Origin of the sequence: Rhodococcus sp. PvP016 (assembly GCF_017832185.1) — a bacterium.
Taxonomy (GTDB): domain Bacteria; phylum Actinomycetota; class Actinomycetes; order Mycobacteriales; family Mycobacteriaceae; genus Rhodococcoides.
Genome location: NZ_JAFIBH010000001.1, coordinates 68,506 through 82,662 on the forward strand (window position 1 = coordinate 68,506; position 14,157 = coordinate 82,662).

19 protein-coding genes are annotated in these 14,157 nt (G+C 66.2%); 3 read left to right on the forward strand and 16 right to left on the reverse strand.

The window, feature by feature from the left end:
• Positions 1-53: 53 nt before the first annotated feature.
• Complete coding sequence (locus JOE30_RS00225; RefSeq protein WP_204868921.1) at positions 54-1,577, reverse strand: DHA2 family efflux MFS transporter permease subunit; 1,524 nt, start codon at positions 1,575-1,577, stop codon at positions 54-56.
• Entirely contained in the window at positions 1,574-2,164 is a 591-nt protein-coding gene (locus JOE30_RS00230; protein ID WP_204868922.1) for a PadR family transcriptional regulator, read from the reverse strand. The genes JOE30_RS00225 and JOE30_RS00230 overlap by 4 nt, the downstream gene beginning before the upstream one ends.
• An 82-nt stretch (positions 2,165-2,246) precedes the next feature.
• On the opposite strand from JOE30_RS00230, the gene JOE30_RS00235 reads away from it, so the two are divergent.
• Both JOE30_RS00235 and JOE30_RS00240 read left to right on the forward strand, forming a co-directional pair.
• Complete coding sequence (locus JOE30_RS00235; protein WP_204868923.1) at positions 2,247-2,963, forward strand: GNAT family N-acetyltransferase; 717 nt, start codon at positions 2,247-2,249, stop codon at positions 2,961-2,963.
• Positions 2,964-2,972: 9 nt separating this feature from the next.
• The gene (locus tag JOE30_RS00240; protein WP_204868924.1) at positions 2,973-3,992 is read left to right on the forward strand and encodes a glutathione S-transferase family protein; all 1,020 of its coding nucleotides are present in this window, start codon (positions 2,973-2,975) and stop codon (positions 3,990-3,992) included.
• Between the two features lie 28 nt (positions 3,993-4,020).
• Here the strand turns inward: JOE30_RS00240 and map are convergent, their stop codons facing one another.
• The 10 genes from map to JOE30_RS00290 form a co-directional block, all read right to left on the reverse strand.
• Positions 4,021-4,815: a type I methionyl aminopeptidase gene (gene map / locus JOE30_RS00245; RefSeq protein WP_204868925.1), complete on the reverse strand. Its 795-nt coding sequence runs from the start codon at positions 4,813-4,815 to the stop codon at positions 4,021-4,023.
• 3 nt (positions 4,816-4,818) lie between these two features.
• Positions 4,819-5,376, reverse strand: coding sequence for an adenylate kinase (locus tag JOE30_RS00250; protein WP_204868926.1), 558 nt, complete (start codon positions 5,374-5,376; stop codon positions 4,819-4,821).
• Positions 5,373-6,695 carry a preprotein translocase subunit SecY gene (gene secY, locus JOE30_RS00255; RefSeq protein ID WP_204868927.1) on the reverse strand — a complete coding sequence of 441 codons (1,323 nt, stop codon included), beginning with the start codon at positions 6,693-6,695 and terminating at the stop codon, positions 5,373-5,375. The genes JOE30_RS00250 and secY overlap by 4 nt, the downstream gene beginning before the upstream one ends.
• 218 nt (positions 6,696-6,913) lie before the next feature.
• The gene (gene rplO / locus JOE30_RS00260) at positions 6,914-7,357 is read right to left on the reverse strand and encodes a 50S ribosomal protein L15 (RefSeq protein ID WP_027504672.1); all 444 of its coding nucleotides are present in this window, start codon (positions 7,355-7,357) and stop codon (positions 6,914-6,916) included.
• Positions 7,354-7,539, reverse strand: coding sequence for a 50S ribosomal protein L30 (gene rpmD, locus JOE30_RS00265; RefSeq protein ID WP_027504671.1), 186 nt, complete (start codon positions 7,537-7,539; stop codon positions 7,354-7,356). Before rpmD ends, rplO begins: the two co-directional genes overlap by 4 nt.
• Entirely contained in the window at positions 7,532-8,209 is a 678-nt protein-coding gene (gene rpsE / locus JOE30_RS00270) for a 30S ribosomal protein S5 (RefSeq protein WP_204868928.1), read from the reverse strand. Before rpsE ends, rpmD begins: the two co-directional genes overlap by 8 nt.
• Positions 8,210-8,255: 46 nt before the next feature.
• Positions 8,256-8,678 carry a 50S ribosomal protein L18 gene (rplR, locus tag JOE30_RS00275; protein ID WP_204870634.1) on the reverse strand — a complete coding sequence of 141 codons (423 nt, stop codon included), beginning with the start codon at positions 8,676-8,678 and terminating at the stop codon, positions 8,256-8,258.
• The gene (gene rplF / locus JOE30_RS00280; RefSeq protein ID WP_204868929.1) at positions 8,678-9,217 is read right to left on the reverse strand and encodes a 50S ribosomal protein L6; all 540 of its coding nucleotides are present in this window, start codon (positions 9,215-9,217) and stop codon (positions 8,678-8,680) included. Before rplF ends, rplR begins: the two co-directional genes overlap by 1 nt.
• Positions 9,218-9,231: 14 nt before the next feature.
• Positions 9,232-9,630, reverse strand: coding sequence for a 30S ribosomal protein S8 (gene rpsH / locus JOE30_RS00285; protein WP_027504667.1), 399 nt, complete (start codon positions 9,628-9,630; stop codon positions 9,232-9,234).
• A gap of 927 nt (positions 9,631-10,557) precedes the next feature.
• Positions 10,558-12,072, reverse strand: coding sequence for an APC family permease (locus tag JOE30_RS00290; RefSeq protein WP_204868930.1), 1,515 nt, complete (start codon positions 12,070-12,072; stop codon positions 10,558-10,560).
• A gap of 94 nt (positions 12,073-12,166) precedes the next feature.
• Here JOE30_RS00290 and JOE30_RS00295 point away from each other — a divergent pair, with 94 nt between their 5' ends.
• Positions 12,167-12,604, forward strand: a complete 438-nt coding sequence (locus tag JOE30_RS00295) for a YdeI/OmpD-associated family protein (RefSeq protein ID WP_204868931.1) — start codon at positions 12,167-12,169, stop codon at positions 12,602-12,604.
• Between the two features lie 76 nt (positions 12,605-12,680).
• On the opposite strand, the gene JOE30_RS00300 is transcribed toward JOE30_RS00295, so the two are convergent.
• Genes JOE30_RS00300 through rplN form a run of 4 tightly spaced genes read right to left on the reverse strand, consistent with a single transcriptional unit; the run spans position 12,681 to position 14,121 of the window.
• Entirely contained in the window at positions 12,681-12,866 is a 186-nt protein-coding gene (locus JOE30_RS00300) for a type Z 30S ribosomal protein S14 (RefSeq protein ID WP_027504665.1), read from the reverse strand.
• A 4-nt stretch (positions 12,867-12,870) separates the two neighbouring features.
• Positions 12,871-13,437, reverse strand: coding sequence for a 50S ribosomal protein L5 (rplE, locus tag JOE30_RS00305; RefSeq protein WP_027504664.1), 567 nt, complete (start codon positions 13,435-13,437; stop codon positions 12,871-12,873).
• Positions 13,437-13,751 (reverse strand): 50S ribosomal protein L24, encoded by a 315-nt coding sequence (gene rplX / locus JOE30_RS00310; RefSeq protein WP_027504663.1) that lies wholly within the window; start codon positions 13,749-13,751, stop codon positions 13,437-13,439. Before rplX ends, rplE begins: the two co-directional genes overlap by 1 nt.
• Position 13,752: 1 nt before the next feature.
• A complete protein-coding gene (rplN, locus tag JOE30_RS00315; protein ID WP_027504662.1) occupies positions 13,753-14,121 on the reverse strand; it encodes a 50S ribosomal protein L14 in 369 nt (122 codons plus the stop codon).
• Between the last annotated feature and the right edge of the window lie 36 nt (positions 14,122-14,157).

Below are 14,157 nucleotides of genomic sequence, written 5' to 3' on the forward strand. Positions count from 1 at the left end.
CGACCGGCCTCCGGCCTGCCCGCCTATTCCCGACCGGCCTCCGGCCTGCCCGCCTAGCGCACGGGGGTCGTCCCCGCCGGAACACTCGCCTCGACCGACGGATCCGGAACCGCAGCCCCGTGCCCGCCGAAGTTGGGGCGCGCGTAGAAGAGCGTCGCGATCGCTCCGACCAGGAGGACCGCGGCCGGGAGGTACAGCGACTGCGCGAGCGCGGTGGCGAAGGGTTCCGCCACCTGTGCCGGCACCCGGCCCGTGGACAGCTCGCCCGACGCGCCGGCCGCACCGGCGAACGGCACCTCGGCGGAGATGCGGGACTGCATCAGCACGCCGATACCGGCGCTGCCCAGCACGGACCCGATCATGCGGGTGGTGTTGTAGACGCCGCTGCCCGCGCCGGCCTGCGACATCGGCAGGTTGCGGGTGGCCGTGGCACCGAGCGGAGACCAGATGAGTGCGTTGGCCACACCCATCAGGGCGATGGGCAGGAGGAGCCGGACGATGGCCGTGGTCGGTGTCATCTCCATCGCGAGCCAGACGAGGGCGACGGTGAGCAGGGTCAGGCCGGTGCCGGCGATGTAGCGCGGGTGCACGCGGTCCACCAGACGGCCGACGTTGGGTGCGAGCACGCCGGTGAGCACGGCCATGGGCACGAAGAGCAGGGCCGAGCGCGTGGGCGTCAGTCCGGTGACGCTCTGCGCGTAGAACATGATCGGCAGCATCATGCCCGTCATCGCGAAGCCCATGGCCGCGATGCCGATGTTGCTGAGCGAGAAGTTCCGGTCGCGGAACAACCCGAGCGGCACCAGAGGCTCGTTGCGGTTGCGCGACTGCCACACGATGAACGCGGCGAAGACGACCACACCGACGGCGATGGAAGTCCAGATCCACCCGTTCCAGTCGTACTTCTGGCCCTCCTGCAGACCGAAGACGATGAAGAACAGGCCGGCGGCGGACAGCACGACGCCGAGGATGTCGAACTTGTGGTCGTTGGTGGGGAGCGTCGGCACGAACTTCACGGCCAGTGCGATGGCGACGACACCGACGGGGAGGTTGATGAAGAAGATCCACTCCCACCCGAACGCGTCGACCAGCACGCCGCCGAGCAGCGGGCCGACCAGGGTGGCGACACCGGCGACCGCGCCCCAGGCACCCATCGCGGCACCGCGCTTGTCCTTGGGGAAGATACGGGTGATGACGGCCATGGTCTGCGGCGTGATCATCGCGGCGCCCAGGCCCTGCACGGCGCGCGCGGCGATGAGCATCTCGATCGACCCCGAGACGCCACACCACAGCGAGGCGAGAGTGAAGACGACGAGACCGCCGATGTAGAGGTTCTTCGGTCCGAACCGGTCGCCCAGACGGCCGGTCACGAGGAGCGGTACCGCATACGCGAGCAGGTATGCACTGGTCACCCAGATGACGTTCGAGATGTCGGTCTGCAGACCCTCGAGGATCGCCGGCTGCGCGACGGCGACGATGGTGGTGTCCACGAGAATCATGAAGAAGCCCAGGCACAGGGTCCAGAGCGCGATCCAGGGGGACGCCTCCTTCACGGCCGGGCTGGTGGTGCTGGTCATCGGTGGTCCTGTCGTTCGGTGAGGATGCTGTCCAGCCAGGGGAGACGTCCGGACTCGATGTCGTCGACGAAGGCCCGGAGCCAGGTCAGCTCGGCCTCGCGCAGAGCGAGGGTGTAGTCGAGGCCCACGGAGAAGAGACGCGGAACGTGGCGATCGGCGGCCATCGCATCGATGACGCGCATCTCGTCGAGATCCTTCTCCAGCAGAGCGATACGGGTACGGACGAGGGTCGCGACCTCCGGTCCGGGGAGGTTGTGCGACTCGGACAGGGCGAGAGTGAACTGCGGGTACTCGGTCGTCGGTTCCGCCAGGAGAGTACGCAGGGTGTCCGACAGAGCCGCCCGACCCGAGTCGGTCACCGCGTAGGTGGTGCGCTCGGGCCGATTGCCCTCCCGCTCGGTGCCGACCGCGACGATCAGCTCACGCTCCGCCAGGCGGTCGACCGCGTGATACAGCGATCCCGGACGCACCTTGAGGAGTCGGTCGTCCTTGCGCTCGAGCAGGAGCTGATACATCTCGTACGGGTGCATCGGCCGCTCGAACAGGCAGGCGAGCACGGCGATGGCCAGCGGTGTCACGCGTTCCATACCGATCCCTCTCCACAAATATTCCGCTCGGAATATACGGCGCCGAACATGGTCGCTGCAAGCGGCGCTAGCGTGGACGGCGATGAACTCCCACCAGATCGACATCGTCCGTCTCGCCTGGGCGCGAGAACTGGGCCTTCCCGACGACGCCTCGCTCGACGACGCGGAGCGGTTGCACGTGGTCGACGACGACTCCACCCGCCTCACGTTCGTCGTCCTGGACGGCCACGCCGTGCTGGTCGGGCCCGGCGACATCCTCGACCGCGCCGAGGCAGTGGGCAACGACGTGCTCGCGACGCGGGACGGTCTCGCCGAGCTCGCGGGACAGCGCCGCGGCCGTTGCGGTGGACCACGGGTCCTCGCCTTCCTCGACGACAGTCGCGACGACGTCCGCGTCGAACACCCGCTGATCTCCCACGACGGGCACGATGTGGACCGCGTCCTCGCGCTGGTGCCTCCCGACGACGCCACCGGGATCCGCGCGGTCGGCGTCGACTCGTGGTTCACGGTGTTCGACGACGCCGACGGTGAGGACGACGCTCTCCCCGCGGCCGCAGCCGGGTACGTCGAATGGCGCGGCTTCCTCGCCGACACCGTCGCGGTCACCGTGCCGTCACGCCGCCGACGGGGGTACGGCTCGACCGCCGCGCGGCTGGCCACGAACGAGGCCATCGACGCGGGACTCGTCCCGCAGTGGTCGGTGCCGATGGACAATGCGACCGCCCGACTGTTCGGCCTCTCGCTCGGCTTCACCGAACTGGGAGTGCACATCGCGATGGAATTGACCGACCCCGGGTAAGTTACGAGCATGAGCACCGACAGCGGTACCCCGTCCTACGTGGAGAAAGGCGGCTTCGACCGCGACACGAACTACATCGAGGACCGCATCACCGACGATCCGTCGTCGCGCTACCCGGTGGAGCCCGGTCGTTACCGCCTCGTCGTGGCCCGCGCCTGCCCGTGGGCCAACCGCGCCATCATCGTGCGCCGTCTCCTGGGTCTCGAGGACGCCATCTCGATGGGAGTGTGCGGACCGACCCACGACAAGCGGAGCTGGACCTTCGATCTCGACCCCGACGGCCTCGATCCGGTCCTGAAGATCCCGCGTCTGCAGGACGCGTTTCTCGCGCGCTTCCCGGACTACCCACGCGGGATCACCGTGCCGGCCATGGTGGAGGTGTCGACGGGCGAGGTGGTCACCAACGACTACCCGCAGATGACGCTGGACTTCTCGACGGAGTGGACGCGATACCACCGTGAAGGCGCACCCGACCTGTATCCGGAAGCGTTGCGCGGCGAGATCGACGAAGTGGCGGAGCTGATCTTCCACGACGTCAACAACGGCGTCTACAAGTGCGGTTTCGCCGGATCGCAGAGCGCATACGAGAAGGCGTACGACGCTCTCTTCGCGCGACTGGACTGGCTGAGCGACCGCCTCGAGAACCAGCGGTTCCTGGTGGGCGACACCATCACCGAGGCCGACGTACGCCTGTTCACGACGCTGGCGCGGTTCGATCCCGTCTACCACGGCCATTTCAAGTGCAACCGGAGCAAGCTCTCCGAGATGCCGGTGCTGTGGGCCTACGCGCGAGACCTGTTCCAGACCCCGGGGTTCGGCGACACCACGGACTTCGTGCACATCAAGTCGCACTACTACGAGGTGCACACCGACATCAATCCGACCGGAATCGTGCCCAAGGGGCCGGACCTGTCGAGTTGGTTGAGCCCGCACGGCCGGGAAGCGTTGGGCGGCAGGCCGTTCGGTGACGGCACTCCCCCGCCGCCGCCGAAGGAGTCGGAGACGGTTCCGGCCGAGCACTGGGCCTGACGCTCCGGACGGGTCGGGAGGATCTGCGTCAGGGACGCAGAGTGAGAATCCTCGGCCCGTCCTCGGTGACGGCGACCGTGTGCTCCCAGTGCGCGGAACGCGACCCGTCGGTGGTGACCACGGTCCAGTCGTCGTCCAGAACGCGGGTCTCGTGGGTTCCCAGTGTCAGCATCGGCTCGATGGCGAGCGTCGAACCCACCACCAGCTCGGGGCCCTTGCCCGGCGCACCCTCGTTGGCGAGGAACGGCTCCATGTGCATCTCGCGGCCGATGCCGTGGCCGCCGTAGCCGTCGACGATGCCGTAGGTACGACCGTGCACCGCCGACGCGGCCAGCGTGCCCTGCTCGATGGCGTGCGAGACGTCGGTCAGGCGGTTGCCCGGGAGCATCGCGGCGATACCGGCCTCCATGGACAAGCGAGTGGCCTCGCTCAGCTGCTCGTCGGCCTCGATGACGGCACCGACACCGAACGTCCAGGCGGAGTCGCCGTGCCAGCCGTCGAGAATGGCGCCACAGTCGATCGAGATGAGGTCGCCCTCGGCGAGCACGTCGGACGAGTTCGGGATGCCGTGCACGACGCGGTCGTTGATCGAGCTGCAGATGCTGCCCGTGAAGCCGTGGTACCCGAGGAACGACGGGACAGCGCCCGCGTCCCGGATCACCGCCTCGGCCACCGCGTCGAGCTCGAGAGTGGACACGCCGGGCTTCGCCGCGTCGCGCACCGCGACGAGAGCGGCGCCCACGACGGCCCCGGCCGCAGCCATGGCATCGAGCTCACCGGCGCTGCGGAACGGGACCACCTTGCGCTTACGTCCGAAAGCCATGGGTCAGTCGTCGCCCTGGATCGCGTCGATGACCTTCTTGTTGACGTCCTCGACCTCGCCGACAGCGTCGACCGTCACGAGGCGGCCGTGGCCCTTGTAGTACTCGAGCAGCGGAGCCGTCTCGTCGCGGTAGACCTTCATCCGGTTCCGGATGACGCTCTCCTTGTCGTCCTCGCGCCCACGGGCGAGCATTCGCTCGACCACGACGTCCTCGTCGATGACGAAGGAGACGACGGCGTCCAGCGTCGTGCCCGCGTCCTCGAGGATGGAGGCGAGGGAGTCGGCCTGATCGGTCGATCGGGGGAAGCCGTCGAGGATGAAGCCGTTGGTGGCGTCGGGCTCGGCCAGACGGTCGCGCACCATGTCCACGGTCAGCGCACTGGGGACCAGGTCGCCGGCGTCGAGGTACTTCTTGGCCTCGATGCCCAGGGGCGTCTTCTGTCCGATGTTCGCGCGGAAGAGATCGCCCGTCGAGACGTGGGGAATTCCCAGCTTCTCCGACAGCAGCGTCGCCTGCGTACCTTTGCCTGCTCCGGGAGGACCGAGGAGGACGAGTCTCACTTGAGGAACCCTTCGTAGTTGCGCTGCATCAGTTGGCTTTCGATCTGCTTCACCGTGTCGAGTCCCACGCTCACCATGATGAGCACCGCGGTTCCGCCGAAGGGCAGGTTCTGGGCGCCACCGGAGTTACCGATGTCGAGGAACAGGTTGGGAAGCACAGCGATGGTGCCGAGGTAGATGGCACCGGGCAGCGTGATGCGGCTGAGAACGAAATTGAGGTAGTCGGCCGTCGGACGTCCCGGCCTGATGCCCGGGATGAATCCGCCGTACTTCTTCATCTCGTCGGCACGTTCCTCGGGGTTGAACGTGATGGCGACGTAGAAGTAGGTGAAGAAGACGATGAGGCCGAAGTAGATCGCGATGTACACCGGGTTCGCCGGGTTCACCAGATACGTGTTGATGGCGCGTTGCCACCAACTCGGATCCGCCGCCGTGCTGGCATTGGTCAGCTGGGCGATGAGATTGGGGAGGTACAGCAGCGACGACGCGAAGATCACCGGGATGACACCGGCCTGGTTGACCTTCAGCGGCAGGTAGGTGGACGAGCCGCCGTACATGCGGCGGCCGACCATGCGCTTGGCGTACTGCACCGGGATGCGCCGCTGGCCCTGCTCGACGAAGACGACGCCGATGATGATGGCGAGAGCGGCGAGGCAGACGAGCGCGAAGACGATGCCGCCGCGGCTGTCGAGAATCGACTTGCCCTCGGACGGGATGCGCGACGCGATGCCGGCGAAGATGAGCAGCGACATGCCGTTGCCGACGCCGCGCTCGGTGATGAGCTCACCGAACCACATGACCAGGGCAGCACCCGCGGTCATGACGAGCACGATGGTGATCAGTCCGAAGATGGACGAGTCCGCGATGATGTCGAGGTTGCAGCCCTGCAGCAGCTGCCCGCGCGAAGCGAGAGCGACGAGACCCGTGGCCTGCAGAATCGCCAGCGCGATGGAGAGATAGCGCGTGTACTGCGTCATCTTCGCCTGGCCGGCCTGGCCCTCCTTGCGGAGTTCCTCGAACCGAGGGATGACCACGGTGAGGAGCTGGACGATGATGCTCGCGGTGATGAAGGGCATGATGCCGATCGCGAACACGGACAGCTGCAGGAGCGCGCCGCCCGAGAACAGGTTGATCAGCGAGTAGATACCGGCGGAGTCGCCGCCCGACACCTGGTCGATGCACTGACGGACGTTGCCGTAGTCGACACCGGGCGACGGCAGCGTCGCGCCGAAGCGGTACAGAGCGATGAGGCCGAGAGTGAAGAGGATCTTCCGTCTCAGGTCAGGTGTCCTGAGGGCCGACACAAAGGCGGAAAGCAACGATCCTCCTGGACGGGGTGACTAACGAGGGAGATGGTCGGGGCGCACGGGCACCCCGTCGAACTCTAACAGCGCCGCGGAGTGCGCAGCCCTGCCCAGCCGGACAGGACGCACCACGGCGCCGAACGGCCGATGGCCGCAGCACGAAAGTCGTACCACGGCCATCGGTCCGTACTGCCGGAAGTCCGCCCGCTCGTGGAGCGGGCGGACCGCCCGACTCACAACTCGGTGACGGATCCGCCGGCTGCGTTGATCTTTTCCTTGGCACTGCCGGTGAACTTGTCGGCGGTGATGGACACCTTCACCGACAGGTCGCCGTCGCCCAGGATCTTGACGAGACGGTTCTTGCGCACCGCACCCTTGGCGACCAGATCGTCCTTGGAGATCTCGCCACCCTCGGGGAACAGTCGCTCGATGTCGACCAGGTTCACGACCTGGTACTCGACCCGGTTGCGGTTGGTGAAGCCCTTGAGCTTCGGCAGCCGCATGTGGATCGGCATCTGGCCACCTTCGAAGCCGGCCGGGACATTCTTGCGAGCGCCCGTGCCCTTGGTGCCACGACCTGCGGTCTTGCCGCGCTTTCCGCCTTCACCACGACCGACGCGGATCTTGGCGCTCTTCGAACCCGGTGCGGGGCGAAGATGATGCAATTTGATGGTCACTTGGTGACCTCCTCAACGACGACGAGGTGACGCACCACGTTGATCAGCCCGCGGGTCTGCGGGGTGTCCTCGCGAATCACCGACTGGCGGATCTTCTTGAGGCCCAGCGTGCGAATGCTGTCACGCTGGTTCTTCTTCTGACCGATGGTGCTCTTGATCTGGGTCACTCTGAGGTCAGCCATGAGCTGCTCCTGCTGCTGCCTGGGCGCGAGCGCGCAGCATGCCGGCGGGAGCGACGTCCTCGATCGGCAGACCACGACGTGCCGCGACCTCTTCCGGACGCTGCAGGCTCTTGAGAGCCGCAACGGTGGCGTGCACGACGTTGATCGCGTTGTCGCTACCCAGCGACTTGGCGAGGATGTCGTGGACACCTGCACACTCGAGCACGGCACGCACCGCGCCACCGGCGATGACACCGGTACCGGGGCTTGCCGGGCGCAGCATGACCACACCGGCCGCAGCCTCACCCTGGACGGGGTGTGTGATCGTGCTACCGATCAGCGGGACGCGGAAGAAGCTCTTGCGAGCCTCCTCGACACCCTTCTGAATGGCTGCGGGTACTTCCTTGGCCTTGCCGTAGCCGACGCCGACCAGTCCGTTGCCGTCTCCGACGATCACGAGGGCGGTGAAGCTGAAGCGACGACCACCCTTCACGACCTTGGAGACGCGGTTGATCGCGACTACGCGCTCGAGGTTGTTCTTCTCCGGGGCGTTTCCGCCACGCTGGTCGCGACCGCCGCGACCGCCGCCGCGGTTGTCTCCACCGCCACGGTTGTCACCTCCGGCCGCGTTGGGTCCACTGTTGGCTCCGGCGGGTCCGCTGCCGCCGTCACGCCGTTGACGTCCCGGCATCAGGCTGTCCTTCCGTTGATGAGCTGAATCTTCGCTGCGTTGGTCATCAGAACTTCAACCCGCCTTCGCGAGCTGCATCGGCGAGTGCCGCGATGCGTCCGGCGTAACCGTGGCCACCGCGGTCGAAGACCACTGCCTCGATGCCGGCCGCCTTGGCACGCTCGGCGATGAGAGCGCCCACCTTCGCGCCACGGGCCTTCTTGTCGCCCTCGGTCGCGCGCACATCGGCCTCGATGCTGGACGCGGACGCGAGAGTGCGGCCGGTCAGATCGTCGATCAGCTGTGCGTGCAGGTGACGCGAGGAACGGTTGACGACCAGACGGGGACGCTCGGCGGTTCCGGAGACCTTCTTGCGAAGACGGAAGTGGCGGCGCGTCTTGGACAGGCGACGACGCGTGGAAGCGTCCTTGCCCAGCGGGATGCGCTTCGGGTTCGCGTCGGAACCCTTCGTTGCTGCGGAGTTGCTCATCACTTACCTGTCTTTCCGACCTTGCGGCGGATCTGCTCACCCTCGTACCGAACGCCCTTGCCCTTGTACGGGTCGGGACGACGGAGACGACGGATGTTGGCAGAGATCTGGCCGACCTTCTGCTTGTCGATACCCGAGACCGAGAATCGGGTGGGCGTCTCGACCGCGAAGGTGATGCCGTCGGGCGCCGTGATCGGCACCGGGTGGCTGTAGCCGAGAGCGAACTCGAGGTCGCTGCCCTTCAGTGCCACGCGGTAACCGACGCCGTGAATCTCCATCTTCGTGGTGTAACCGGTGGTCACACCCGTGATGAGGTTCGCGACGAGAGTGCGCGAGAGGCCGTGGAGCGAGCGGCTACGACGCTCGTCGTCCGGCCGGTTGACCGAGAGGGATCCGTCATCGTTCTTGGCGATGGAGATCGGCTCGGCGATGGTGAGACTCAAGGTGCCCTTGGGTCCCTTGACGGTGACGTCCTGGCCGGCGATGGTGACATCGACTCCGGCGGGAACTGTCACAGGAAGCTTTCCGATACGCGACATAGTGGTGGCCTCCCTTACCAGACGTACGCGAGGACTTCGCCGCCGACGCCCTGATTGGCCGCCTGGCGATCGGTCAGCAAGCCGGTGGACGTGGAGATGATCGCCACGCCGAGGCCGCCGAGCACCTTGGGCAGATTGGTGGATTTTGCGTACACACGCAGTCCGGGCTTGGACACCCGTCGCACACCGGCGAGGCTGCGCTCGCGGCTGGGACCGTACTTGAGGTCGACGATGAGGGTCTTGCCCACCTCGGCGTCCTCGGTGCGGTACTCGGAGATGTAGCCCTCACGCTTGAGGATCTCGGCGATGTTCGCCTTGATCTTCGAGTGAGGCAGCTTCACCTGATCGTGGTACGCCGAGTTGGCGTTGCGCAGACGCGTCAAGAAGTCTGCGATCGGGTCGGTCATGGTCATGACAGAGTTCATGGCCCTTTCTCGCAGCGGTTCCCATGCAGCACGCGCGAGCTGGTGCCCTGGTAGCAGGGCCTGACTCGTCCCGTCGTGGGCCTACAGCGAAGTGTTCTGTCCTGACCGACTGTTGCCGGTCAGGGGTTGCGCTCCTGCCAGTGCAGACGTGAGCACTGGCGGGTGTTTCGAGCATCATGGCAAGAAACCTGAGTAGCTCGGGTCGTATGCAGGCATGACGGTACCCGGGCAACCGGTCAAGTGTAAGGGAGTGACCTGCGGGAACCAAATCGGTGCAGGTAGGGCGGGTGGTGCCGGTGCTGCTGGGCGTGTGCACACCCATTGTGGTGAGCGCGCACCCTCTGCAGTCGGCGGTAGGGGGTGTGCGCTTCACGAGGAGGGTGTGCGGTTCGTCGCGGGGCGTGGTGCAGAGCTGCACGGGGTGTCGCCTGGTCGCGCGGCGCATGTCCTCAGCTGCACGGGGTGTGCACACCTCTTCAGGTGAGCGCACACCCTCTGCAGTCGGCAGTAGAGGGTGTGCGCTTCACCGAAAGGGTGTGCGCTCGGTGGCGCGATGCCGCTGCACCGGGTGTGCGCTACGCGAAAACAGTCAGCAGTTCGCCGGCGCAGCGCATTCCTGAGCTGCACGAGGTGTGCACACATCTTCCCCCGAGCGCACACCCTCCGCAGTCGGCAGCAGACGGTGTGCGCTCCACCGAAAGGGTGTGCGCTCGGTGGCGCGACACCGTAGTGCAGCGCTGCACCGGGTGTGCGCATCGCGACAACGGTGAGCAGTTCGCCGGCGCAGCGCATTCCTGAGCTGCACGGGGTGTGCACACCTTTTCCCCCGAGCGCACACCCTCTGCAGTCGGCAGTAGAGGGTGTGCGCTCCACCGAAAGGGTGTGCGCTCGGCGGCGTGAGCGTGCGCCACGAGCTCAGTCCGTGCCGTCTCCCCGATCGCGCACCCGGTCACCGAGGTTCGCCTTCTCGTCGCGGTCGAGCGCGTCCACGTCGATGAAGCGCGACTTGCCCTGCGTGGCACGGTTGACGAAGAACGTCACCACCCAGAGCGCCACACCGAGGAGCAGCATCGCGCCGGCGATGCGGTACTGGATCATCTGCGCATCCGTCCGCGCCCACGGTCCGACGAGGAACAGGCAGAGCGTGCCGCCCGTCACCGGAACCCACAGCGGCGCGCTGAAGCCCGTCGTCTCCTTCTTGCGCTTGAGCACCAGGTTGGCGACGTTGACCACCGCGAACACACAGAGCAGCAGGAGCCCGGTGGTTCCGGACAGGGCGCTGACGACCGAGTTCCCCTGCAGCTGGTTGACCACCACGATCAGCACCAGTGCCATGACGGTGGAGAACATGATGGCCGCCCACGGCGAGCGACGCGTCGGCAGAACCGCGCTCAGCGACTTCGGCAGGATGCGCTGACGCCCGAGACCGTAGATCAACCGACTCGCCATCAGCATGTTGATGAGCGCGGTGTTGGCGACGGCGAACACCGTCAGGTACGGGAAGATCTCGTCGATCGGCAGTCCCGGAGCGCCGAGACGCACGACGTGGAGCAGGATGCCCTCGCTGCCGGAGTCGTAGTCCAGCGGCAGGACCGCGATCACGGCGACGACGACGAGAACGTAGATGAGGCAGGCGATACCGAGTCCGGAGAGCATCATCTTCGGGAAGATCTTCTCGGGCTCCTTGGTCTCCTCGACCATGTTCACCGAGTCCTCGAAGCCGACCATCGCGAAGAACGCGATGGTGGTCGCGATGGTGACGGCGAGGAACCAGCCCTTCTCGTTGGCGTCGTCGAACACGACGAGATTGGCGATGTCGCCCTCGGCGCTGCCACTTCCCACCGCGACGAAGCCGATCGCGATGACGATGGCCAGTGCCGCCATCTCGATGATCGTCAGGATCACGTTGAACTTGACCGACTCGCCGACGCCGCGCAGATTGATCGCCGCGAGCAGCAGCATGAAGGCCAGTGCGACCACCAATTGCGCTGTGTCACCGGTGGGTACGTCGAACCACCCGATGCCGTCCTCGGTACTGAAGGTCTCGTGCAGCCCGGCCAACAGGTTGCCCGCCACCACGTTCGAGGACGTCGAGGCGCTGGTGATGCCGGAGCAGATGACGGCGAACGCGACGAGGAACGTCGCGAAGTGGATGCCGAAGGCCTTGTGCGTGTACAGCGCGGCACCAGCGGCCTGCGGGTACTTGCACACCAGCTCCAGATAGGAGAACGCGGTCAGTGTCGCCACGACGAAGGCGAGGATGAACGGCAGCCATGCCATTCCGCCGACATTGGCGATCATGTCGCCTGTCACGGCATAGACGCCGGCGCCCAGGATGTCGCCGACGATGAAGAGCAACAGCAGCCCGGGTCCGAGGACCCGCTTGAGTTCCGGCGTGGCCGAGGTCTCGGTCTCCGCGGTCTGAGTCATGATTCCTCCGCTCGCTCCCCCGTCGCGCAACACTAGGCCCGGTGAGGCGCCGGCGCGAGGCATACAGCGGGAGACACGCGGAGAGGAACAGACCATGAAGGTACGAGCAGACCTGGTGGCGACCGGCGGTGCCACCGCGGGATTCAGAATCCCCGACGAGACGGTGGACGCACTCGGCGGCGGGAAGCGGCCCAAGGTGACGGTGACCGTCTCCGGATTCACGTATCGCTCGTCGATCACGCGGATGGGTGACGAGTACTGGCTGGGGATGAGCCAGGATCGTCGCCGCGACGCCGGAATCGAACCAGGCAGGGAGTACGACCTCGACATCGACCTCGACGACGCTGTTCGTGCCGTCGACGTCCCGCCGGATCTCGCGGACGCGCTCGCGGCCGACGCCGGCGCCGCTGCGGCGTGGAAGGCATGGTCGTACACGAAGCAGAATCAGGCGGCTCTCGGCTTGACCGGTGCGAAGAAGCCGGAGACACGGTCCGCACGACTCGCGAAGATCCTCGACGCACTGCGCTCGTGAACGCCGACAGGCCCGAGCCGTGATGGCTCGGGCCTGTCGGGATGGATCAGGTGATCAGATCACCAGGAGGCTTGTCTCACCAGGAAGACTTGTGCACTCCGGGGAGCTCGCCGCGGTGCGCCATCTCGCGCACGCAGATACGGCAGAGGCCGAACTTGCGGAACACGGAGTGCGGACGGCCGCAACGCTGGCAGCGGGTGTACGCACGAACCGCGAACTTCGGCTTCTTGTTGGCCTTGTTGACCAGTGCCTTCTTAGCCATACGCTCAGTTCTCCTTGAACGGGAAGCCGAGGTGCTTGAGCAGCGCGCGGCCTTCGTCGTTGTTGGTGGCCGTCGTGACGACGGTGATGTCCATGCCTCGAGGGCGATCGATCTTGTCGACGTCGATCTCGTGGAACATCGACTGCTCGTTCAGGCCGAACGTGTAGTTGCCGTTGCCGTCGAACTGCGTGCCCGAGAGGCCACGGAAGTCCCTGATGCGGGGAAGCGCGATGGACACGAGACGGTCCAGGAACTCCCACATACGGTCGCCGCGCAGCGTGACGCGCGCGCCGATGGGCATGCCCTCGCGGAGCTTGAACTGCGCGATGGACTTACGAGCCTTGCGGATCTCGGGCTTCTGGCCGGTGATCGCGGCGAGGTCTGCGACCGCACCGTTGATCAGCTTCGCGTCACGGGCGGCGTCGCCGACACCCATGTTGACGACGACCTTGACGATGCCGGGGATCTGCATGACGTTGGCGTACTCGAACTCGGTGTTCAGCGCGTCCTTGATCTCCTCGCGGTAGCGAGTCTTCAGGCGCGGAACGATCTTGTTCTCGGTGGTCGTCATCAGATGTCCTTCCCGTTCTTACGGGAAATCCGAACGCGCTTGCCGTTGTCGTCGGTGCGGTAGCCCACGCGGGTGGGGTTGCCGTCCGAGTCGATGACCGCGACGTTGGAAACGTGAATGGGGGCTTCCTGCGTGACGATGCCGCCCGAGGAGGCGCCGCGCTCGTTGGCCGAGACAGCGGTGTGCTTCTTGATGCGGTTGACGCCCTCGACGAGGACCTTGGAGGTCTCGGGGTAGGCCGTGATGACCTTGCCCTTCGCTCCCTTGTCCTTACCGGAGATGACGAGAACCGTGTCGCCCTTGTGCACCTTCATCTCACAACACCTCCGGAGCCAGCGACACGATGCGCATGAACTTCTTCTCACGCAGCTCGCGGCCGACCGGGCCGAAGATGCGGGTACCGCGGGGGTCGTTGTCAGGCTTGATGAGAACGGCAGCGTTCTCGTCGAACTTGATGTACGAACCGTCGGCGCGGCGACGCTCCTTCGTGGTGCGGACGATGACGGCCTTGACGACCTCGCCCTTCTTGATGTTTCCACCGGGGATCGCGTCCTTGACGGTGGCGACGATGACGTCGCCGATCCCGGCGTAACGGCGTGACGAGCCACCGAGAACGCGAATGCACAAGATTTCCTTGGCACCCGTGTTGTCGGCGACGCGAAGCCGCGACTCCTGCTGAATCATGGGTCTCCTAGTGACCTGGATGTACGTACGCGGCGG